This window comes from Georgenia sp. X1117, assembly GCF_057784635.1.
The window spans coordinates 708775-723444 of the sequence record NZ_CM173492.1; the positions used below are offsets into that span (position 1 = coordinate 708775).

The 14670-nt window shown below is 75.0% G+C and carries 13 protein-coding genes; 1 reads left to right on the forward strand and 12 read right to left on the reverse strand.

Annotated elements, in window-relative coordinates; genetic code table 11:
* Window positions 1-41: 41 nt before the first annotated feature.
* The 11 genes from AC3D3D_RS03195 to dinB form a co-directional block, all read right to left on the reverse strand.
* Entirely contained in the window at window positions 42-1286 is a 1245-nt protein-coding gene (locus tag AC3D3D_RS03195; protein ID WP_463660973.1) for a peptidoglycan glycosyltransferase FtsW, read from the reverse strand.
* Window positions 1283-2851, reverse strand: a complete 1569-nt coding sequence (murD, locus tag AC3D3D_RS03200; RefSeq protein ID WP_463660972.1) for a UDP-N-acetylmuramoyl-L-alanine--D-glutamate ligase — start codon at window positions 2849-2851, stop codon at window positions 1283-1285. Before murD ends, AC3D3D_RS03195 begins: the two co-directional genes overlap by 4 nt.
* Window positions 2833-3918, reverse strand: coding sequence for a phospho-N-acetylmuramoyl-pentapeptide-transferase (gene mraY, locus AC3D3D_RS03205; protein ID WP_463660971.1), 1086 nt, complete (start codon window positions 3916-3918; stop codon window positions 2833-2835). Before mraY ends, murD begins: the two co-directional genes overlap by 19 nt.
* The gene (locus tag AC3D3D_RS03210) at window positions 3915-5372 is read right to left on the reverse strand and encodes a UDP-N-acetylmuramoyl-tripeptide--D-alanyl-D-alanine ligase (protein ID WP_463660970.1); all 1458 of its coding nucleotides are present in this window, start codon (window positions 5370-5372) and stop codon (window positions 3915-3917) included. The genes mraY and AC3D3D_RS03210 overlap by 4 nt, the downstream gene beginning before the upstream one ends.
* Window positions 5369-6916: a UDP-N-acetylmuramoyl-L-alanyl-D-glutamate--2,6-diaminopimelate ligase gene (locus tag AC3D3D_RS03215; protein ID WP_463660969.1), complete on the reverse strand. Its 1548-nt coding sequence runs from the start codon at window positions 6914-6916 to the stop codon at window positions 5369-5371. The genes AC3D3D_RS03210 and AC3D3D_RS03215 overlap by 4 nt, the downstream gene beginning before the upstream one ends.
* Window positions 6913-8712, reverse strand: a complete 1800-nt coding sequence (locus AC3D3D_RS03220) for a peptidoglycan D,D-transpeptidase FtsI family protein (protein ID WP_463660968.1) — start codon at window positions 8710-8712, stop codon at window positions 6913-6915. The genes AC3D3D_RS03215 and AC3D3D_RS03220 overlap by 4 nt, the downstream gene beginning before the upstream one ends.
* Window positions 8712-9134: a cell division protein FtsL gene (gene ftsL / locus AC3D3D_RS03225; protein ID WP_463660967.1), complete on the reverse strand. Its 423-nt coding sequence runs from the start codon at window positions 9132-9134 to the stop codon at window positions 8712-8714. The genes AC3D3D_RS03220 and ftsL overlap by 1 nt, the downstream gene beginning before the upstream one ends.
* Window positions 9131-10291: a 16S rRNA (cytosine(1402)-N(4))-methyltransferase RsmH gene (rsmH, locus tag AC3D3D_RS03230; RefSeq protein ID WP_463660966.1), complete on the reverse strand. Its 1161-nt coding sequence runs from the start codon at window positions 10289-10291 to the stop codon at window positions 9131-9133. The genes ftsL and rsmH overlap by 4 nt, the downstream gene beginning before the upstream one ends.
* Window positions 10292-10561: 270 nt before the next feature.
* Window positions 10562-10993, reverse strand: a complete 432-nt coding sequence (mraZ, locus tag AC3D3D_RS03235; RefSeq protein WP_463660965.1) for a division/cell wall cluster transcriptional repressor MraZ — start codon at window positions 10991-10993, stop codon at window positions 10562-10564.
* 604 nt (window positions 10994-11597) lie between these two features.
* Entirely contained in the window at window positions 11598-12029 is a 432-nt protein-coding gene (locus tag AC3D3D_RS03240; protein ID WP_463660964.1) for a DUF3040 domain-containing protein, read from the reverse strand.
* Between the two features lie 56 nt (window positions 12030-12085).
* The gene (gene dinB / locus AC3D3D_RS03245) at window positions 12086-13390 is read right to left on the reverse strand and encodes a DNA polymerase IV (RefSeq protein WP_463660963.1); all 1305 of its coding nucleotides are present in this window, start codon (window positions 13388-13390) and stop codon (window positions 12086-12088) included.
* A gap of 47 nt (window positions 13391-13437) precedes the next feature.
* On the opposite strand from dinB, the gene AC3D3D_RS03250 reads away from it, so the two are divergent.
* Window positions 13438-14280 (forward strand): spermidine synthase, encoded by an 843-nt coding sequence (locus AC3D3D_RS03250; protein ID WP_463660962.1) that lies wholly within the window; start codon window positions 13438-13440, stop codon window positions 14278-14280.
* A gap of 113 nt (window positions 14281-14393) precedes the next feature.
* On the opposite strand, the gene AC3D3D_RS03255 is transcribed toward AC3D3D_RS03250, so the two are convergent.
* Entirely contained in the window at window positions 14394-14600 is a 207-nt protein-coding gene (locus tag AC3D3D_RS03255; RefSeq protein ID WP_425708708.1) for a cold-shock protein, read from the reverse strand.
* Between the last annotated feature and the right edge of the window lie 70 nt (window positions 14601-14670).

A 14670-nucleotide genomic window follows, 5' to 3' on the forward strand; every position in this document is an offset into this window, starting at 1 on the left:
GGCCGGCCGTCCCGCCGCCGGCCAGCAGCACGCGCAGCGGCTCAGCCACGCCGCGCCCCGCGCCCCGGGGCCGTCACCGCCCCCGTGCGGCGCGCGCTGCGCCCGCGCACCCGCAGGGCCTCGCGGGCACCGGGCTCGGTGCGGGCGAAGGACAGCAGGACGCCGATGCCCAGCAGGGTGGCGATGAGCGCGGACCCGCCGGCGGAGACCAGCGGCAGCGGCACGCCGAGGACGGGCAGCAGGCCGATGACGACGAGCATGTTGACGATGGCCTGGCCGAAGATCCACGCCCCCAGGCCGGCGGCGGCGATCTGCACGAACGGGTCCCGGTGACGCCGGACCACCCGGTAGATGCCGGCGGCGAGGACCGCGAACAGGGCGAGCACGACGAGCGTGCCGATGAGCCCGAGCTCCTCGCCGATGATGGCGAAGATGAAGTCGTTGTGCGCCTCGGGCAGGTACTCCCACTTCTCGCGGGAGGCCCCCAGGCCCACCCCGGAGATGCCGCCCGAGCCCAGGGCCCACAGCCCGTGCAGAGGCTGCAGGCCGGCACCGAGCGGGTCGGCGTCGGTGAGCCCGAAGAACTGGCCCACGCGGGCGCGTCGGGAGGCCGAGGACATGACGAGGAAGGCGGCCAGGCCCACGCCGACCACGCCCACGAGCGCGAACCAGCGCAGGCGCAGGCCCGCGACGTAGTAGGCGCCGGCGACGAGGACGACCATGATCGCGGCGGTGCCCATGTCGTGGCCGGCCAGCACGAGGGCGATGGCCGCGCCGGCGCCGATGACGCCGGGGATCGCGGCGTGCAGCAGAGAGTCCATCACCCGCACCTTGCGGGCCAGCACCGCGCCGAGCCAGATCGCCAGGGCGAGCTTGAGGAACTCCGCGGGCTGGATGACCTGGCCGGTGCCGGGGACGACGATCCAGTTGAGGTTGCCGCCCTGGCCGCGGGCGAAGCCGGTGAAGATCAGGCTCTGCAGCGCCAGCCCGGCCACGAGCAGCACCCAGGCGATCTTCCGGTAGAAGCCGGGCGGGACGAGGGAGGCCACCAGCGCCCCGGCGACGCCGACGACGAGGAAGAGCAGCTGGCCGACCCACTCCTGGTAGGGCGAGCCGGTGTCGGAGATGGCGGTGACGGTGGAGGCGGACAGGCGCATGACGGCACCGAAGGCCACGAGCAGCGCCGAGGAGGCGGCGATGAGGTAGAAGCTGAGCGCGGGGTTCTCCTCGCGCCGCTCGGCGGGGCGGGCGCTGGTGACGCTGCGCCTCGAGGCGGTCGCGGTCATCGGTCCTCCCCCGCTCCCGGCAGGGCGCGCGCCGCCTCGGCGAAGGCCTCGCCACGGTGGAGGTAGGAACGGAACTGGTCCATGGATGCGCTCGCCGGGGCGAGCAGCACGGTCTGTCCTGGGCGGGCGACCTCGGCGGCCAGCCCGACGGCGCGTTCCATCACCGACTCATCGTCGTCCGGGAGGACCTCGACCAGCGGGACCTCGGGTGCGTGTCGCGCGAGGGCGTCGAGGATCGGCTCGCGGTCCCGACCGATGACGACGACGTGGGCGAGCCGGTGGGCGTTCTCGGCGACGAGCTCGTCGAAGCGGGCCCCCTTGGCCAGGCCACCGGCGATCCACACCACCGAGCGCTCGGGGTGGGCGGCCAGGGCGGCGCCGGCGGCGTGGGCGTTGGTCGCCTTGGAGTCGTCGACCCAGCGCACCCCGGCCCGGGTGGCGACCAGGGTCGACCGGTGGTCGCCGGCGCGGTAGCCGCGCAGGGCGTCGCGCACGTGGACGGGCTCGGCGCCGGCGGCCCGCGCCAGGGTGGCGGCGGCGAGCGCGTCGAGGACGAGGTGGTCGGGGACGTCGTCGGCGGTGGCGCCGATGCCGACGAGGTGGGCGAGGTCGGCGACCTCACCGAGCTCGACAGCGCTGCTGTGCCGGCCGGCGTGCACGCGTTCGGCGAGGACCCCCTCGACGACGCCGACCTGGAAGACCGCGGGCACCCCGAGGGTGAGCCCGACGGCGCGCGCCCCCTCGGCGACGTCGGCCTCCTCGACCATCGTGCGGGTGGCGGGGTCGGCCTCGTTGTAGACGCACAGCCCGGTCACCGAGCGGTAGACCCGGGCCTTGTCGTCGCGGTAGGCCGCCAGGGAGCCGTGCCAGTCGAGGTGGTCGGGGGCGAGGTTGAGGCAGACCGCGGCCAGCGGGGCCAGCGAGCGGGTCGAGTGGAGCTGGAAGCTGGACAGCTCGGCGGGCAGGACGTCGGGGACGGCCTGGGAGGTGACGACCTCGACCGGCGGGGTGCCGATGTTGCCGACGGCGGGGGCCACCTTGCCGGCGGCGGTGAGGATCGCCTCGGTCATCGTCACGGTGGTGGTCTTGCCGTTGGTGCCGGTCACCGCCAGCCAGGGTGCGTAGGTGCCGTCGGGGCGCGGGCGCTGGAGCCACCAGGCGAGCTCGATCTCGCTCCACACCGGGATCCCGGACGCGGCGGCCCTCACGAGCAGGGGCGAGGTCGCGGGGATGCCGGGGGCGACGACGAGCAGGTCGGGCGCGGCGGTCAGGGTGACCTCGGCGAGCGCCTCGGGGTCGGGGCCCGCGGCGAGCTCGGCGGCGGGGACCTCCTCGCGCGCCCGCTCGAGTGCGGCTGGGTCGGCGTCGGTGGCCACCAGGGAGGCGACCCGCCCGTCGAGGGCGCGCAGCACCGCGCGGCCGGAGGTGCCCAGCCCGACGACGGCGACCCGCGCCCCGGCGAGGTCCTCGGCCCGGCGTCGGGCCAGGGCGGTGCGCTGAGGGGCGCGTGCCGCGTCCCGCGCGAGGAGGGACTGCTCGCCCGCCGTCATGAGGCGGCGACCCACTCGCCGTAGAAGATGGCCAGGCCCGCGGCCGCGCACAGCAGCGCGACGAGCCAGAACCGCACGACGATCGTCACCTCGCCCCAGCCGGAGAGCTCGAAGTGGTGGTGCAGCGGCGCCATCTTGAACACGCGCTTCCCGGTGGCCTTGAAGACGCCGATCTGGATGACGTCGGAGATGACGACGGCGACGAACAGGCCGCCGATGACGACCCCGAGGAACTCGGTGCGGGTGAGGATGGTCAGCCCGGCCAGGGCGCCGCCCAGGGCCAGGGACCCGGTGTCCCCCATGAAGATCTTCGCCGGGTTGGTGTTCCACCACAGGAAGCCCAGGCAGGCGCCGACGATGCACGCGGCGATGATCGTCAGGTCGCGCGGGTCGCGGACCTCGTAGCAGCCGGCCCCCGGCTCGGCGAGGACCTGGCACGACTGGTTGGACTGCCAGAAGGCGATGCCCGCGTAGGCGCTGAAGACGATCGCCGAGGTGCCCGTGGCCAGGCCGTCGAGGCCGTCGGTGAGGTTGACGGCGTTGGTCCAGGCGGTGATGAGGAAGTTGGCCCAGATGATGAACAGGACCAGCCCGATGCCGGCACCCGCGAACGCGAGGTCGATGGGCAGGTCGCGGACCCAGGACAGGGCGGTCGAGGCGGGGGTCCGGTTGTTCTCCGAGGGGAACTGCAGCGCCATGACGGCGAAGCTGATGCCGATGAACGCCTGGCCGATGATCTTCGCCCGCGCGTCGAGGCCGAGCGAGCGGGCGCGGGAGATCTTGATGTAGTCGTCGAGGAAGCCGAGCACACCCATGCCGACCATGAGGTAGATGAGCAGCAGGCCCGAGACGTGCGGCAGGCGGCCGGCGCTGATGTTGGCGACGAGGTAGCCGAGCACGGTGGCCGCGATGATGACGACGCCGCCCATCGTGGGCGTGCCGCGCTTGGTCTGGTGGCTCGTCGGGCCGTCCTGGCGGATGAACTGGCCGTACTCCTTGCGCACGAGGAGACGGATGAACAGGGGTGTGCCCAGCAGCGTGACCACGAGGGCCACGCCGGCTCCCACGAGGACGGCGGTCATGGGTGCATCTTCCCGTCACCGGCGGCGGCGGAGGTGGAGGACGGGCCGGGGCCCGATGTGAGAAGATCCGCGACCTCCCAGACCCCCGAGCCTCGCGAGCCCTTGAGGAGCAGGGCGTCACCCGGCCGCAGCCGCTCGCGCACGTGGGCGGCGATCTCCTCGGGCGACCCGCTTGTCAGGTCCTCCACCCTGATCCCCAGGTCGCGGGCGGCCTCCGTCAGCGGGGCGGCCTCGCCGCCGACGACGACGACCTCGGTCACGCCGCGCTCGCGCAGCTCGGGGGCGAGGGCGGCGTGCTCGGCCGCGGAGTCCTCGCCGAGCTCGAGCATGTGGCCCAGGACGGCGAGCCGCCGGCGGCCCGGGGCGATCGTCACCAGCGTGTCGAGGCCGGCGCGCATCGAGTCGGGGTTGGCGTTGTAGGAGTCGTCGAGGACGAGCACGTCGCCCTCGAGCATGGTCACCGCGGTGCGGTGGGCGCTGCGGGGACCGGCCAGGGCCAGGCGCGCGGCGACGGCGTCGAGGTCCTCGCCGAGCGCGAGCGCGGCGCCCGCGGCGGCCAGGGCGTTGGCCACGTGGTGGGGGCCCACCAGGGCGAGCCGGATGTCGGCGCTGCCCGCGGGGGTGCGCAGGACGAAGGAGGCGTGCCCGGCCTCGTCGACGGTGACGTCGGTGGCGGCCAGGTCGGCGCGCGGCGAGCCGGAGGCGGAGAAGCGCAGGACCTCGCCGGGGGCGAGGGCGGCCATGGCCTCGACCCGGTGGTCGTCGGCGTTGAGCACCGCGGTGCCCGTGGGGACGAGCCCGGCGACGAGCTCGGCCTTGGTGCGGGCGACGTTGTCGATGCCGCCGAAGTGGCCGAGGTGGGCGCGACCGACGGCGAGCACCACCGACACGTCGGGCGGGGCCACCGAGGTGAGGTACTCGAGGTTGCCGACGCGGTCGGCGCCCATCTCGAGGACGAGGCTGGCCGTGGTGGGGTCCGCGCGGAGCACGGTCAGCGGCAGGCCGACCTCGTTGTTGAGCGAGCCCGGGGGCGCGACCAGGGGCCCGCGGGGCGTGAGCAGGTCGACCAGGAGGTCCTTGGTCGTCGTCTTGCCGACCGAGCCGGTCACGGCGACGACGTCGGGGCGTCCCGCGGTGCGCAGGCTCGCCAGGGTGTGGCGGGCGAGGTCGCCGAGGGCGGCCACCGTGTCGGGGACCGCGACGAGCCGCGCCGGGTCGACGCCGTCGGCGAGCGGCCGCGCGGGGTCGGTGACGAGGGCGCCGGTCGCGCCGGCGGCCAGGGCGCCGGCCACGTGGGCGTGGCCGTCGGTGCGCTCGCCGGCGATGGCGACGAAGAGGTCCCCCTCCCCCACGAGCCGGGAGTCCTGGCGGACCTCGCCGGTCACGGGCGCGTCGGAGACGGCCGAGGTCGACCCGGTGGCGGCGGCGACCTCGGTGAGGCTCAGAGTGATCACGCGTCATCCTCCCGCACGGCGGCGCCGCGTCGGGCCAGGGCGGCGCGGGCCTCCTCGCGGTCGTCGAGGTGGCGCTGCTCCTCGCCGACCTCCTGGACGGTCTCGTGGCCGCGCCCGGCCAGCAGCACCGTGTCGCGCGGGTCGGCGCTCAGCACCGCGTGCGCGATGGCCTCCCGGCGGTCGCCGACCTCGACGACGCCGGCGCCGGCCACCCGGCGCGCACCGGCGAGGATCTCGGCGCGGATCGTGGCGGGGTCCTCGGAGTGCGGGTCGTCGTCGGTGACGACGAGCTCGTCGGCCAGGCGGGCGCCGACCTCGCCCATGAGCGGGCGCTTGACGGCGTCGCGGTCGCCGGCCGAGCCGGTGACGCACCACAGCCGTCCGCGGGTGGTGGGCCGCAGCTCGGTGAGCACGGAGGCCAGGGCCTCGGTGTTGTGCGCGAAGTCGACGACGACGCGGGGCTCGGTGGCGAGGACCTCCATCCGGCCGGGCACGGCCGGGCTGACCCCGCCGGCGGCGTCGAGGGCGGCCGTCAGCTCGGCGGCGCCGGTGCCGGCGCGCTGCACCATGGCCACGGCCAGGGCGGCGTTGGCCACGTTGAAGGCGCCGGGCATGGTGGTCGACGTCCGCAGGGTGCCGCCGGGACCGCTCAGCGCGATCTCGCCGGGGCCGCCCGGCGCGACCCGCACGTCGGCGTCCCGGGTCGCGGCCAGGGTCCAGAGCTCGCCGGGCCGCTCCCGGCCGGCCTCGGCGGCCAGGCGCTCGCCCCACGCGTCGTCCACGGTGACCACCGCCGAGCGCGAGCGCCCCGGGGTGAACAGTGTGACCTTGGCGGCGAAGTACTCCTCGACGGTGCCGTGCAGGTCGAGGTGGTCCGGCGTGAGGTGGGTGAAGCCGGCGACGTCGTAGGTGAGGCCGTCCACACGTCCCAGGGTCAGGGCGTGCGAGGAGACCTCCATGACGAGGTCGGTGACGCCGGCCTCGACCATGGCGGCCAGCATGGCGTGCAGCTCGTCGGCCTGCGGCGTGGTCAGCGCGGCGGGGACCTCCTGGCCGGCGACCCGGATGGCCACGGTCCCGATGAGCCCGGTGGTCCGACCCAGGGCGCGCAGCACGTGGTCGACCATGAACGCCGTCGTGGTCTTGCCGTTGGTCCCGGTCACGGCGAAGGTGCGCAGGTGCTGCGCCGGGTGCCCCCAGGCCAGGGCGGAGACGGGCCCGGCGACGGCGGCGACGTCGTCGACGACGAGGACCGGGAGGGCGTCCTGCCCGCCCGCGGCGACGACCTCGGCACCGGCCGGGTCGGTGAGCACGGCGGCCGCCCCGCGGGCAGCCGCGTCGGCGGCGAAACGTGCGGCGTGGTGCCGGGCGCCGGGCCGGGCGAGGAAGAGCTCGCCGCCGGTGACCAGGCGGTTGTCCGCCACGGCGCCGTGGACCACCGTGCCGGGCCCGGGCCGCGCACCGACGAGCCGGGCCCCGACGGCGTCCGCCACGCGGGCAAGGTCGACGCCGGCCACGGAGGAGGGCCGCAGCGGCGTCGTCACTGCGGGCCCCACTGCACGCCGGGCTCGAGCTCCAGGTAGGGGGCGGGCTCGGTCGAGGGCGGGACGCCCAGGTGCGACATGGTGAACTCGGCGACGTCGGAGAACACGGGCGCGGCCACGCGCGAACCGTACGACGCGCCGTCGGCGTTGTACATGACGACGCCGATGGCGACCTCGGGGTCCTCGGCGGGGACGACACCGATGAAGGTGCCCACACGGCCCGAGAGCGGGCCGTTCTCGTCGGGCACCTGGGCGGTGCCGGTCTTGCCGGCGACCCGGTAGCCCTCGACGGCGGCGAGCTGGGCGGTGCCCTCCTCGGAGACGGCGCCCTCCATCATGGCCAGCATGTCGGCGGCGGTCTCCTCGGAGACGACCCGCTGCCCCTCGAGCAGGGTGGTCGGCGTCATCGAGCCGTCCTCCTCCTCGACGGCGTCGACGATGTGCGGATCGACCCGCACGCCGCCGTTGGCGATCGTGGCCGCGGTGGAGGTGGACTGCAGGACGGTCAGCGCCATGCCCTGACCGAACATCGTCGTGTACCGGGAGCGCTCGCCCCACTGCTCGTGCGGGTAGAGGATGCCGGAGGACTCGCCGGGCAGCTCGATGCCGGTGCGCTGGCCCAGGCCGAACGCGGTGAAGTAGTCGTAGCGGACGTCGTCGGGGACGGTGTCGCCGATCTGCACCAGCCCGGTGTTGTACGAGCGGGCCAGCACGCCGGCGGTGGTCAGCGTGATGGGTGCGTGGGAGTCGTTGTCCCGGAAGACCTGGCCGTTGGGGACCTCGTAGTGGTCGGGGGTCAGCCACTCCGAGTCCACGTCGACCCCGCCGTAGTCGAGGGCGGCGGCGAAGGTGGGGATCTTGCCGGTCGAGCCGGGCTCGTAGGGCGTGGTCACCGCGCGCGAGCCCCGGTCCTCGGGCGCCCACTCCTGGTAGTTGCCCGGGTCGACGGTGTTGTTGTCGCACAGGGCGAGGATGCGGCCGGTGCCGACCTCCTCGATCGTCACCGCGCCCCACTGGGCACCGTGCTGCTCGACGGCGGCGTCGATGATCCGCTGGCACTCGTACTGGAGGTTGCGGTCGATGGTGGTCTGGACGTCGCGGCCCTCGACCGCCTCGACGTCCTCGCGGGTGGCGCCGGGGATGACCTGGCCGTCGCGGCCGATCTCCACGGTGGTCGAGCCGTCGGTGCCGGTGAGCAGCTCGTCGTAGGACTGCTCGAGACCGGCCAGCCCCTCGCCGTCGCGGCCGACGAAGCCGACGACGTTGCCGCCGGTGGTGCCGTTGGGGTAGAGCCGGTCGACGGTGGCCTCGGGCTCGATGCCGATGATCCCCAGCTCCCGGATCTGGCGCCAGTCGGCGGGGCTGACGTCGTGGGCGATGTAGGCGAAGGTGGAGTCGCCGACCATGGCCGCGCCGAGCTCGGCCGGGTCCTGCCCGAGGATCGGGGCCAGTCGCTCGGCGGCGGCGGAGATGCCGGTGCCGACGACCTCGCCGTCCTCGTCTCGTGCCTCGTAGCCGGTGATGAGCTGCTGGTTGACGCCGATGCTGTAGGTCTCCACCGAGGTGGCCAGCACCTCGCCCGAGGAGTCGAGGATGTCCCCGCGCTGGGCCTGGATGGCGTAGCTCCGCGTGCGGTTCTCCCGCGCGTCCTCCGCCAGCTGGGGGCCCTCGAGGGCCTGGACCCAGATGAGGCGGCCGGCCACGACGAGCAGGACGGCCAGGAGCATGACGAGCAGCACGCGCGTGCGGCGCACCCAGTCCCTGGGGTCGGCGGTCACCAGCGGCGAACGGGCCATCAGTTCGTTCCCTCCTCGGCGGGCCCGCCGGTGATCTCCCCGGTGGCGAGCTCGATGAAGTACGTGGTCGTCGGACGGACCATGCCCAGCTCCTCGGCACGTGCGTCGAGCTCCGAGGGGGCGCCGGCGGCATCAAGCTCGACCTGGAGGGAGTCGACGGACTCCTGGACCAGGGCCAGCTCCATCTGCCGGTCGTGCAGGGCGTAGGCGGTCTCGGCCATGCGGATGTTGAGCACGAGCACGGTGGCCAGCGCCGCCAGCAGGATGGCGGCGAGGACCGCGACGAAGGGTGCGCGGGAGCGCGCCGGCACCGGGCTCGGGACGACGGTCAGGCGGGTGCGGGTGCGCCGGGTCGTCGTCGGGGTGCCGGCAGGGGCGCGCCTGGGCAGGCGGGCCCCGGAGGTCACGGGCTGGGCGCTCATCGGGTGCTCCTGTGCTGCGTGGTCGTGCCGCGGGCGGGTCGTGCGGGTCGGCCGCTGCGACCGGGGCCGCGGGAGGGGGTCGACCTCTCGGGCCGGCGCAGGTGGTCGGGGGTGGGGCGCAGCCGTTCGGCGGCGCGCAGGCGGACGGCGCGGGCGCGCGTGTTGTGCGCGAGCTCGGCGTCGTCGGCCTCCTCCGCGCCGCGGGTGAGCAGGCGCAGGTAGGGCTGGTGGGTCTCGGGGACGACGGGCATGTCCGGGGGCGCGGAGGTCGTCGCGCCCCGGGCGAGCTCGGCCTTGACGAGGCGGTCCTCGAGGGACTGGTAGGACTCGACGACGATCCGGCCGCCGACGGCGAGCGCCGCCACCGCGCGGGGCAGGGCGCGGGCGAGGATGTCGAGCTCGCCGTTGACCGCGATCCGCATGGCCTGGAAGGTGCGCTTGGCGGGGTTGCCACCGGTGCGGCGACCGGCGGCCGGCATGGCCACGTCGATGACGTCGACGAGGTCTGCGGTGGTGCGCAGGGGCGAGCGTCCGCGGCGGGCGACGATCTCGGCGGCGATGCGGCCGGCGAACCGCTCCTCCCCGTACTCGCGCAGGATGCGGCGCAGCTCGCGCTCCTCGAGCGTGGCGAGCAGCTCGGCCGCGGTGGGCCCGGAGTCGGCGTCCATCCGCATGTCCAGCGGGGCGTCGTGGGCGTAGGAGAAGCCGCGGTCGGTCTCGTCGAGCTGGAGGGAGGAGACGCCGAGGTCCATGAGGACGCCGGCCACCGCTCCCCCGGCGTGCTCGGCGACGACCTCGTCGATCTGGTCGTAGGTGGCGTGCACGGCGGTGAGCCGCGCGGAGTAGGGGGCGAGGCGCTCGGTGGCCAGCGCGATCGCCTCGGCGTCCCGGTCGATGCCGAGCACGCGCAGGTCGGGGAACCGCGCCAGCGCCCCCTCGGTGTGGCCGCCGAGCCCGAGGGTGGCGTCGACGAGCACCGCGCCCGGGGCCTCGAGCGCCGGGGCGAGCAGGTCGAGGCAGCGCTCGAGGAGGACGGGGACGTGACGCTCGGCCGTCGCCGCGGTGGCCGGCTCGGCGGCAGGCTCAACGGCCGTCTGAGCGGCGTCGTGAGTGCCGGCGGGGCCCTGGGGGCGCTCCGGTCGGGGCGTGGTGGTCATCGGGTCCTCCTCTCGTGGTGCTGGTCGGGTCGGGGTAGGCGGCACGGGTCCGGGGTGCGATCCGTCTCGTACCGCCAGGACTCCCACCTCCGCATCCGGCGACGGGGAAGGACGCCGGGGCGGGGGCACCGACGCCGGGGAAGTGCGTCGGTGCGGTGGGAGACCTCGCGGGGCGAGATCCGGGGGGTCGTGGTGCGGGTGTCGGTCGGGGCTGATGCGGGCCGGTGGGTGGGGCGGTCGGCGGGCAGGGCGGTCGGTCGGTCGGTCGGGTCAGAACAGGCCCGGGACCACCTCCTCGGCGGTCTCGGCGAAGGACTCCTCCTGCGCCGCGAGGTACTCCGCCCACGCGGTCGCGTCCCAGATCTCGATCCGCGTGCCCGCGCCGATGACGGCGAGCTCGCGGTCCAGCCCCGCATAGCGGCGCAGGTTGGACGGGACCGTCAGGCGGCCCTGCTTGTCGGGGACCTCGTCCGTGGCGCCGGAGAGGAAGACGCGCAGGTAGTCACGGGCCTGCTTGCTGGTCACGGGGGCCTGGCGCAGGCGGTCGTGCATGGCCTCGAACTCGCCCCTCGGGAAGGCGTAGAGGCAACGGTCCTGACCACGGGTGAGGACGAGGCCGTCGGCCAGGTCCGAGCGGAACTTCGCGGGGAGGATCAACCGCCCCTTGTCGTCCAGACGCGGCTCGTAGGTACCGAGAAACATCGCGGCACCTCCCAAGTCGTCGCCCTGCCGCTCCCGTGATCCCCACGTTACTCCACTTCCCTCCACCGCGATAGCAGAAGCCACCCACATCGCCTGCGTGTCGTGCGGCAGGCCAGGTCAGGGGCGGTGGAGCGCGGTGGAGGACGCGGGTGCGCCCGAGCGTGGCGCGGCTCGACACGGAGGCCGGACGGATGGTGGGCGCCGGCGTCGGGGGCCGGGAGAACGGGATAGGAACGGCGAGATCCTGCCGTTCGTCCGCGTCGGGCGGGCCGCCGCTCGGGCGCCGGCAGCGCCAGCGGGCCCCCAGGGGGAGGGAAGTGGGGGGATCGGGTGGCGCGATGTGGGGGAACCGGGTGGGGCGACGTGGAGCGCCCCGGTGGCGCGACGTCGAGCGACCCTGTGGAGCGCGGTGGAGGGACCCGAGTGGGGCGACGTGGGGAGACCCGGTGGAGCGCGGTGGAGGGACCCGAGTGGGGCGACGTGGAGCGACCCTGTGGAGCGACGTGGCGGAAGCATGACGACGGCCCCCGGTCCGCATCGCTGCGGGCCGGGGGCCGTCGGTCAGGTCGTGCGTGGCGCGGGGGTCACCGCGCGGGCGCCGGGGTCAGACGCCGCGGCCCTCGCCGCGCTGCTCCCACTTCTCCTGCTGGCGCTCCATGAAGCTCTTCGTGCTCGCGCTGCGCCCGCCCGTGGGGCCGGGCCGGCGGGGGGCCGTGCCGCCGCGGCCACCACGGCCGCCGGGGCCGGCACCCGGGGACGTGCCCTTGGTCTTCGTGTTCCTGCCCGGGGTCATGCCCAGCAGGACACCGCCGACCATGGCGGCGAAGCCGAGGACGCCGAGCCAGATCCACCCGGTGGCCACCCCACCCACGAGGGCACCGATGCCGGCGACCGCGACGAGGGCCCCCAGGGCGACCTTGCGCAGGTCCGGCCCCGAGGGGTCACCGAGGGTCTCGGCGAGGTGCGGGTCGTCAGCGTGGAGCTGCGCTTCCATCTGGGCGAGCATGCGCTGCTCATAGTCGGAGAGTGGCATCATGCCCCCTTCCTCACCGGTCGGACGTCTGCTCGCGTCCGGACGGAGCGCGAATGCTCTCAGGATAGGTCCTGCCGGGCTCCCGCGTCACGCCCGGAGGGATCGTTGTGACCGGGCTGCGCTCCCCGATGCCCCTGGCGACGCCCCAGCAGGGCCGCCGGCGAGAGCGCGCCGCGCCCGAACCGCTGCCGCACGGCGTCGAGCGTCTCCTCCGCGCGGGCGGTCCCCGGGTCGTCGTCGAGCGCGAGCTGCAGACCCTGCCCGGCCTCCTCGAGCCCCTCGAGCCGGACCCCGAGCAGCCGCAGCCCCGGGCGCGGCACGTCGACGGCCGCGAGCAGGCCGCGGGCAGCCGCGGCGACGTCCCGGGCGAGGTTCGTGCCGGCGCCGAGCCGCCGCGAACGGGTGATGGTGGTGAAGTCCGGGAAGCGCACCTTGATGCTCACGGTGGTGGTGGTCAGCCCCGCCGCCCGCAACCGGGCGGCCGCCGCGTGCGACTGGGCGAGCAGCACCCGGTCGAGCTCGTCGCGGTCGGCCACCGGGTCGAAGAAGGTGTGCTCGGAACCCACGGACTTCTCCGCGGCCCGTTCGGAGCGGACCTCGCGTGCGTCGGCGCCCATCGCCAGGGCGTGCAGGCGGGCACCCGCCGCGCGGCCGAGCGCGCGCTCGAGGTCGACCACCCGGGCGGCCGCGACGTCGCCGACCGTCTCCCACCCGTGGCGGCGCAGGACCTCGGCGGACTTCTCCCCCACGCCCCACAGCGCGCCGACCGGCAGCGGGTGGAGGAAGTCGAGCGTGGCGGCCGAAGGCACGAGCAGGAGCCCGTCGGGCTTGGCCGCGCCGGAGGCGATCTTGGCCACGTGCTTGGTCGATGCGATGCCGACCGACGCCGCGAGCCCGGTCTCCTCGCGCACCCGGGCGCGCACGTGCGCGCCGATCGTCAGCGGGGGGCCGAGGCGCCGCACCGCCCCGCGCACGTCGAGGAAGGCCTCGTCCACGCTCAGCTGCTCGACGCGGTCGGTCACCGATCCCAGCACCGCCATCACGGTCCGCGAGATCTCCCGGTAGCGCTCGTGCCGGCCGGGCAGGAACACGCCCTGCGGGCACAGGGCGCGGGCCTGGGCCACCGGCATCGCCGAGCGCACCCCGAAGGCACGCGCCTCGTAGGTCGCCGCGGAGACGACCCCGCGCTGGGGGCCGCCGACGATGACCGGTCGCCCGGCGAGCTCGGGGGCGTCGAGCACCTCGACCGCGGCGAAGAAGGCGTCCATGTCCACGTGCAGCACGTGACAGCCGGAGTCGTCCGCCCCGAAGGGGGTCGGTCCCCGGCGCTGGCTCCCGCTCGCGCGGACCGGCTTGCGGCTCACCCCTCGACGGTAGCGCCGACGGGTGACACCGGGGCTAGCGTGCAGGGGTGACGCCGCGTCCCCGGTCCGTGCACCCCCGTTGGCCCGAGCACCCGGTGCCGACCACCTTCTCGGTGGCGGAGGTGGTGCCCGAGCCCGGCGCACCCCATCGGGTGATGCTCCTCCTGGGCGGCTCGGAGTCCTCGTTCCTCGACCTGGAGGACCCCGCGCACCTCGAGTTCGAGTACATGCAGCACGTGCGCGCCGTCGTCGACGTCGCCCTGCCGCGCGGCGACGAGACGCGCCCGGGCCGGTTCGTCCATCTCGGCGGCGCCGCCTGCGCGCTCCCCCGCGCCCTGCTGGCCGACCGGCCGCGGTCCCGGCACCTCGCCGTCGAGCTCGACACCGTCCTGGCGGACCTGGTCCGCCGGTGGTTCGACCTGCCCCGGTCCCCGTCCCTGCGCATCCGCAACGCCGAGGCGCGCTCCTCGGTCGAGCACCTGTACCCCGGGTCCGCGGACGTGCTCGTGCGTGACGTCTTCGTCGACGCCGAGGTGCCCGAGCACCTGCGCACCGAGCAGTTCGTCCAGTCGGCCGACGCCGCGCTGGCACCCCGCGGGGTCTACGTCCTCAACCTCACCGACTCCCCCGGCCTGCGCCGGGTGCGCGAGGAGCTGGCCGCCCTGGCCGCGGTCTTCGACCACCTGCTGGCCGTCGTCGACCCGGCGGTGTGGAAGGGACGCCGCTACGGCAACGTCGTCCTGGTCGCGGCCCACCACCCGCTCGACGCCGCAGCAGTCGACCGCGGGCTGCGTCGCCTGCCCTTCCCGGCCGTCGTCGTCGGGCCGGGCGAGCTGGCCCGACTCGGCCGGACCGCGACGGCGCCGCAGGACCCGCCGGCGATCGCCTGAGTCGCGCGGGGCCGCCGAGCCCGTCCGCTCGCGGACCGTGCGGGCACACGACGGGGCCCGCACCCCATGAAGAGGTGCGGGCCCCGCGAAGAATGTTGGGTCGAGCGCTCGGATCAGAGCGGGACGACGTTCTCCGCCTGCGGGCCCTTCGGGCCCTGGGTGATCTCGAACTCGACGCGCTGGGCGTCCTCGAGCGACTTGTAGCCGTCCGCCTGGATGGCCGAGAAGTGAACGAAGACGTCAGGCGCGTTGCCACCGTCCTGCTCGATGAAGCCGTAGCCCTTCTCGGAGTTGAACCACTTGACGGTTCCCTGTGCCATGTACCTGTTGTCCTTCCGGGACGTCGGGGCCCGACCCTGTGCCGGTCCCCACTTGCCGCACTGAATTCGT